The 6,607-nt window shown below is 62.4% G+C and carries 7 protein-coding genes; 4 read left to right on the top strand and 3 right to left on the bottom strand.

The features are described 5' to 3' along the window. The coding region (locus HUJ17_RS07610) for a glycerophosphodiester phosphodiesterase family protein (protein ID WP_290510131.1) at positions 1 to 683 on the bottom strand (683 nt) is incomplete at its 3' end. 73 nt (positions 684 to 756) lie between these two features. Then, the gene (locus HUJ17_RS07605) at positions 757 to 891 is read right to left on the bottom strand and encodes a hypothetical protein (protein ID WP_290510130.1); all 135 of its coding nucleotides are present in this window, start codon (positions 889 to 891) and stop codon (positions 757 to 759) included. 177 nt (positions 892 to 1,068) lie between these two features. Here HUJ17_RS07605 and HUJ17_RS07600 point away from each other — a divergent pair, with 177 nt between their 5' ends. Beyond that, positions 1,069 to 1,500 carry an MgtC/SapB family protein gene (locus tag HUJ17_RS07600; RefSeq protein ID WP_290510129.1) on the top strand — a complete coding sequence of 144 codons (432 nt, stop codon included), beginning with the start codon at positions 1,069 to 1,071 and terminating at the stop codon, positions 1,498 to 1,500. Between the two features lie 8 nt (positions 1,501 to 1,508). Here HUJ17_RS07600 and recQ read toward each other — a convergent pair whose 3' ends face one another. After that, positions 1,509 to 3,644 carry a DNA helicase RecQ gene (gene recQ / locus HUJ17_RS07595; protein WP_290510128.1) on the bottom strand — a complete coding sequence of 712 codons (2,136 nt, stop codon included), beginning with the start codon at positions 3,642 to 3,644 and terminating at the stop codon, positions 1,509 to 1,511. Between the two features lie 96 nt (positions 3,645 to 3,740). On the opposite strand from recQ, the gene chrA reads away from it, so the two are divergent. The 3 genes from chrA to HUJ17_RS07580 all read left to right on the top strand — a co-directional run. Then, positions 3,741 to 4,877 (top strand): chromate efflux transporter, encoded by a 1,137-nt coding sequence (chrA, locus tag HUJ17_RS07590; protein ID WP_290510127.1) that lies wholly within the window; start codon positions 3,741 to 3,743, stop codon positions 4,875 to 4,877. Positions 4,878 to 5,107: 230 nt separating this feature from the next. Beyond that, positions 5,108 to 5,743 (top strand): TetR/AcrR family transcriptional regulator, encoded by a 636-nt coding sequence (locus HUJ17_RS07585; protein WP_103916568.1) that lies wholly within the window; start codon positions 5,108 to 5,110, stop codon positions 5,741 to 5,743. Between the two features lie 19 nt (positions 5,744 to 5,762). Continuing rightward, positions 5,763 to 6,607 (top strand): acyl-CoA dehydrogenase family protein (locus HUJ17_RS07580; RefSeq protein WP_290510126.1); only part of this gene is annotated, 845 nt, incomplete at its 3' end.

Below are 6,607 nucleotides of genomic sequence, written 5' to 3'. Positions count from 1 at the left end.
CCGGAGCGGAGCGCCTGGTTCTGCTGCTCTCGCCCCTCGGGAAGGAAGGCCAGGACCCGTCCACCAAGCCGGTGATAGGCATCCACCAGGGAGCGGCGGAACAGGGGCAGGCCGTGGAATACCGGTGGCAGGGAATAGGTGCGGCCGTAGCGGATGGCGGCCAGCGGCCTGAGCCCCATCAGCAGCGACAGGCCGGCCCGGCGGCATTCGTTCTGGGGGGCCATGGTGATGGCGGCAGGAAAGTGCTGGCGTAGCAGTCGGGTGTGTGCCGGGTTCCAGAGCAGAAAACGGGCCTGGCGGCAGAGCCAGTCGCCTTTCTGCTCCCGGTCGGCCCAGTGGCGCAGCGCCGCCAGGGTGCGTTCGGCGCTTTCCGGTTTGATATCGAGAACCCAGCGCTGGTCGGTAAAGGTGCGGGCGAATGTGTCGAAGGTAAGCAATGATTGGCCGTCATTGAGTCGATGATCCAGACACTGCTCAATATCCAGATCTTCGATGAGGGTGTCGCTGCCAGTGGTGCGTATCAGGGAGGGGTCGTGATGCAGCACGATCTGACCATCACGAGTGGTGCGCAGGTCGGTTTCCAGAGTGTGGAAACCCGCTTCCGTGGCGGCCTCGAACGCATGCAGGCTGTTCTCCACATGGCGCTGGTGCAGACCGCGATGGCTTATCCAGATCACGTCCATGGGAGTATTCTCTCCCGGACAAGGGCCAGGTTAAAGCGCCACAGGTCGGGAAGGGCGCGCTGGCCAGGCTCGCTCAGGCAGCGTGGGCGCTGGCGGTTTCCGCGTCAAAGGATTCCCACTGGCCGGGATGATCTGCGTGGGCATCCTCAAAAAGTCCTGCCAGGGTGTCAGGCACCCATTCCAGATCAAGCTGTTCTTCCTGTTCCATGTGTTATCCCCGTTGTATCTTTTTTGAACAGGGTCAAGATTAGCCTGAGGGGAGCCTTGGCTCTGTTGTTGGGCTGTAAGCTTTTGCTTACAACGAGTGACTGAGGTTATTGCAATCGTTGGCGTAGCACGCGCGTGAATCAAGGCAACGCAGAATCAGCAAGGAAGGAGAGTGCGAATGCAGGAGCTGGACTGGAATCAGGTCGTTACCCACTTGTATCAACTGGGCATTGCCTTTGTGCTGGCGTTACCGGTGGCCTGGAACCGGGAGCAGCGGGCCCGTGGCGCTGGGCTGCGCACCTTTCCGCTGGTTTCTGTGGCGGCCTGTGGTTATATGCTGGTGGGTATGCAGGTATACACGGGCTCTGATGCGGAAGCCCGGGTCATGTACGGAATCATCACGGGAATGGGCTTTATCGGTGGTGGTGCGATTTTGAAAAATGGCGCCAATGTGAGCGGTACCGCAACGGCGGCCAGTCTGTGGAATACCGGCGCCATCGGCATCTCGGTAGCTTACAGTCGGTATGAGATTGCCCTGGTGCTATCGTTGATCAATTTCCTGATCCTGCAGTTTTCCCGTTCCTTAAAGCGGCTGCCGGTAGATGACTGAGCCCCGGCTTATACCGTGGCGAGAATGGCCTGGCGTACACAATGCAGTACTCCGGTGGGCCAATCGTCCGCCAGCAGATCTTTCAACTGCCGGTAGCTGAAAGTGTCTTCGGCCAGGTTGGCTTGGCTGAGCAGGGCGTCCTGGATAATGCCGATCTCCGTTTCGCTGATCCCCAGTGCCTGCTCCAGGCTGAGTTGGTTGGTGGTGATCAGTTGCGCCAGTTCCCGGTACACGGTTTGCTCGTTCAGGTTCTGCTGGCGGGCAATGGCTGACGGGCTCATGTTGGCCAGGGCCAGGGCCAGAATCTCGTTGCCATTCGGGCCGGCGGGTTCGGCGACACCGGCGGCATCATCATTCCCGTTTAGAATGGCCAGAAACTCATCCCCGTAGCGTTCCAGCTTGCGGTCGCCGACGCCGCTGACGGCGGCCATTTCCATCCGATTGCGCGGGCGGATAGCGAGCATGTCCATCAGGGTGGCGTCATGGAAGACCACATAGGGCGGCACCCCTTCCTCATCGGCCAGCCGTTTGCGGCAGGCGCGCAGGGCTTCCCAGAGTGTCCGGTCGGCGTCAGCGATATTGGCGTGAGCGCGGCGGGTAGAGGCCTTCCTGGCCTTGGCAAGTTCCTTGCGCAGGTGCAGTGGCTGTTCGCCGCGCAGGTAGGGGCGGCAGGCTTCGGTGAGTTGCAGGGCGCCGAAGCCGTTCATGTCCACGGTGAGCAGGCCGCGAGCCACCAGTTGCCGGTAGATGCTTTTCCACTGATTGGCGCTGAATTCCGTGCCGATGTTCCAGGTGGACACGTGGTCGTGGCCGGCGCTGGCCACCTTGTCGGAACGATTGCCGGTGAGCACGTCGATCAGGTGGTTGGCGCCGAAGCGCTGGCCGGTGCGATAGACACAACTCAGGGCTTTCTGGGCGGCTTCGCTGGCATCGAAGGTCTGTGGCGGGTTCAGGCAGGTGTCGCAGTTGCCGCAGGGTTGTTCGAGGGTTTCGGCGAAATAATGCAACAGCGCCTGACGACGGCACTGAGTGATTTCGCAAAGCCCCAGCATGGCTTCCAGCCGCTGGTTTTCATTGCGCTTGTGCTGCTCGTTGCCGCTGCTCTGGGCCAGCATCTGCTTGAGCTTGATGGCGTCTTCCAGACCGTAGGCCATCCAGGCAGTCGCAGGCTCGCCATCGCGGCCGGCACGGCCGGTCTCCTGGTAGTAGGACTCGATGCTTTTCGGTAGATCCAGGTGGGCTACGAAGCGCACATCCGGCTTGTCGATACCCATGCCGAAGGCAATGGTGGCTACCATCACCAGGCCATCCTCGCGCAGGAAGCGCTGCTGGTGGGTCTCGCGGGTTTGTGCGGGCAGGCCGGCATGGTAGGGAAGGGCTTTCACGCCCTGCTGGCACAGCCACTCTGCCACCCGTTCCACCTTGTTGCGCGACAGGCAGTAGACGATGCCGGCGTCGCCAGCGTGCTCGGCCCGGATCAGGCGCAGTAACTGGTTGCGGGCGCCGTCCTTGCGCTCGATGCGGTACTGGATATTGGGCCGGTCGAAGCTGGAGACAAAATGGCGGGCTTGAGTCAGGTCCAGACGTTCGGCGATTTCCGTACGGGTGCGTTGATCCGCCGTGGCGGTCAGGGCAATGCGAGGCACATTGGGAAATTCCCGGTGCAGCAGGGACAGTTGCAGGTAATCGTTGCGGAAGTCATGGCCCCATTGGGAGACGCAGTGAGCTTCGTCGATGGCAAACAGGGCAATCTGGGCCTGGTGAAGCAGCGACAGGGTGCGCGGCTGTATCAGCCGTTCCGGGGCGATGTAGAGCATGTCCAGTTCGCCGTTGAGCAGGGCATCTTCCAGGGCGCGCTGCTGCTCCATATTCAGCGTGGAATTGAGAAATCCGGCCCTGACGCCCAGCGCCTTGAGCGCATCCACCTGATCCTGCATCAGCGCGATCAGCGGGCTGATCACCACCCCGGTGCCGGGACGCACCAGGGCCGGGATCTGGTAGCACAGGGATTTGCCGCCGCCAGTGGGCATCAGCACCAGGGCGTCGTTGCCCTGGACCAGGGTATCGATAACGGCCTGCTGCTCACCACGGAACTGGTGATAGCCAAAGACGTGCTGGAGAACGGAGTGGGCATCGGATTGCATGCGGCGAGTATACCTGCCGCGGCGCGGCACTGACATCTGCCTGCCGGTAAACTGTGCTAGCGTTTCGTGAAACATGAGCGGGATTTCTTGTACGTGATGAGCGATATCTTTCGTCAGTTTCTGGTGTTGGGGCTGATCAGCTTTGGCGGCCCTGCGGCCCATGTGGGTTATTTCCATCGTCGCTTTGTGGAGGAGCTGCAGTGGCTGAATGAGGCGGAGTTCGCCCGCCTGTTGGCGTTGACCCAGTTTCTGCCCGGGCCGGCGTCCAGTCAGTTGGGCTTTGCCATCGGCCGGGTGCGTGGCGGTGTACCTGGGGCTTGCGCGGCGTTTGTTGCCTTTACCTTGCCGTCTTTTTTGTTGATGGCCCTGTTGGGGATCTACGCCACGTCTCTGCCGGACTGGCTGCAGGGTGGGGCGATCACCGGGCTCAAATGGCTGGCGGTCATCGTGGTGGCCGATGCGGTGTGGAATATGGGGCAGCGCTTCTGTGACAACAGCCTGACCCGCATCATCGCCGCCTTGGTGGCCGTGCTGCTGGTGCTGTGGCCGGCGCTGGCCGGCCAGATGCTGGCCTTGCTGGTGGCCGCCGCCATTGGCTGGCACTGGCTGCGACCGGATCAGGGCGTGGCGGCACCGGGCAAACCGGTGTGGCGCCGTGGGCCGTTACTACTTTTCGCGTTGCTTGCGGTTGTCGCCCTGCTGCCGGCGGGGCGGATGTTGGGCCTGTGGAATGATTTCTTTGCCGCCGGTTCCCTGGTGTTCGGTGGGGGGCATGTGGTGCTGCCCCTGTTGCAGGAACTGGTGGGGCCGCAGATGTCTCCGGATCAATTTCTCACCGGTTATGCCGCCGCCCAGGCAGTGCCCGGGCCCATGTTCTCGCTGGCATCTTATCTGGGTGCTGTGCTGCTGCCGGCCAGCCCCTGGTGGGGCGCCCTGATCGCTACCCTGGCGATTTTCCTGCCGGGCTTTCTATTGGTACTGGGACTGATGGAAGGGTGGCAGTGGCTCTCTTCCCGTCCGGCCCTGGCCGGTGCGGTAGCGGGGATCAATGCGGCCGTGGTGGGGCTGCTGCTGGCGGCCCTGTATCAGCCGGTGTTCGTTTCTGCGGTGCATGATCTGTGGGATTTGTTGATCGTGGTGGCGGGATTCGTTGTGCTGCGCAGCAAGACAGTGCCGTTATGGGGGATGGTGCTGGGCATGGCGGCGCTGGGGGTGATGACCAACCTGCTGTAGGAGCGGCGCTTGAGGCGCGAATCCGAGCCTTTGGCGAGGGATTTGTCATCCGATCAGGCAAATTGCCAATAGATTCGCTGGTGCTATCTGCAGCCGGTCCTTCGCCTGGGCTCAGGTTCGCGCCTCGAGAGGCGCTCCTACGGGGGAGCTGGGGTGCGAGACCGGCGGCGCTTGCCTGAAAGTCGGAATCATGATTCACTTCTTTTAAGAAATGAATATGGATTCCGATCATGGCTTACCGGGAAACCGCCAATGTGAAAGCGCGCAAGGCGGCCCAGCGTGACCATCTGCTGGTTTGCGCCGAGCAGCTGGTTCGCGAGGGCGGCTTTGCCAATCTCACCATGCAGACGCTGGCGGCCAAGGCCGGGGTAGGCGTGGGCACCCTATATCGCTATTTCGACAACAAGGCGGTGCTGGCGGCGGAGGTCTTTCGTGTGGCCACCGAGCGTGAAGTGGCTGCAGTGGCAAAGGCGATGGGGCATCCCGGCAGCTTTTCCGAGCGGCTTTGCCATGTGCTGCAGGTCTTTGTGCGGCGTGCCCAGGCGGCACCGCGGCTGGCCTGGTCGTTGATCGCCGAGCCGGTGGATCCGGCCGTGGACGCGGAGCGTCTCACCTATCGCCAGCGCTACGCCGCGCTTTATCAGCAGTTGCTCAGCGATGGGGTTAGCCAGGGGGCGCTGCCCATGCAGGATACGGCGATCAGCGCGGCGGCGCTGGTCGGCGCCATTGCCGAAGCCCTGGTGGGCCCGTTGTCCGACCCGTTGGCCAAAACCCAGCTGGCGGAATCCCTGACCCAATTCTGTCTGCGAGCCGTGGGGGTACCTCCGGCGCAGACCCAGTTTATCGAGCAGCAACAGACTGCATGATTTTTTCGGGAGAGCACCAATGACCGCCAAGCACGATAACCTGAAGCCGGACCCGCTGGCCCAGACCCACGAGGTCTTCAACCAGGCCCGGGCCCTGGAAGACTACAACGCCTACGACAATGACACTGCCCTGCGTGAAGCGGTGCGCCGCCACGGAGCCGGGTGGGCAGAAGACCGCCTGTCTGCCCACGGAGCCAAAACCGGCAGCGCGGAAGTGATCGAATGGGGCTTCCTGGCCAACGAGCACAAGCCGCAGTTCTTCTCCCACGATCGTCAGGGCTATCGGGTGGACTTCGTGAAGTACCACGAGGCCTACCACCGTCTGATGACGCTGGGTCTGGAGTCCGGTATTCACTCCGCTCCCTGGGCGGACCCGAAACCGGGTGCCCATGTGGCCCGGGCGGCACAGAGCTATCTGCAAGGTCAGGTGGAGGCGGGCCATGGCTGCCCGTTGACCATGACCTTTGCCTCGGTGCCCTCTATCAAGCTGACGTCCTCGCTGGCAAAGGAATGGCTGCCGAAGATTCTCAACAATGCCTATGACCCCCGTAATGTGCCGCACACGGAAAAGCAGGCGCTGACCATCGGCATGGGCATGACCGAAAAGCAGGGCGGTTCCGATGTACGCGCCAACACCACCCGGGCTTACCCGGTGTCAGCGGAAGGCCCCGGTGAAGCCTATGAACTGGTAGGCCACAAGTGGTTCACGTCTGCCCCCATGTGCGACGCCTTCCTGGTACTGGCCCAGACCGACAACGGCCTGAGCTGTTTCCTGGTGCCCCGCTGGCGTCCGGACGGCAGCAAGAACCCGATCCAGGTGCAGCGCCTGAAAAACAAGATGGGCAACGTCTCCAATGCCTCCTC

The organism is Alcanivorax sp. (genome assembly GCF_014762765.1).
In the GTDB taxonomy this organism is placed as follows: domain Bacteria; phylum Pseudomonadota; class Gammaproteobacteria; order Pseudomonadales; family Alcanivoracaceae; genus Alcanivorax.
This window is presented reverse-complemented; position numbering and strand designations above follow the sequence as displayed.

Excerpts from the sequence above, each read along its gene's own strand:
- HUJ17_RS07605 (WP_290510130.1), bottom strand. The coding sequence starts at position 891 with ATGGAACAGGAAGAACAGCTTGATCTGGAATGGGTGCCTGACACCCTG.
- HUJ17_RS07600 (WP_290510129.1), top strand. The coding sequence starts at position 1,069 with ATGCAGGAGCTGGACTGGAATCAGGTCGTTACCCACTTGTATCAACTG.
- recQ (WP_290510128.1), bottom strand. The coding sequence starts at position 3,644 with ATGCAATCCGATGCCCACTCCGTTCTCCAGCACGTCTTTGGCTATCAC.
- chrA (WP_290510127.1), top strand. The coding sequence starts at position 3,741 with ATGAGCGATATCTTTCGTCAGTTTCTGGTGTTGGGGCTGATCAGCTTT.
- HUJ17_RS07585 (WP_103916568.1), top strand. The coding sequence starts at position 5,108 with ATGGCTTACCGGGAAACCGCCAATGTGAAAGCGCGCAAGGCGGCCCAG.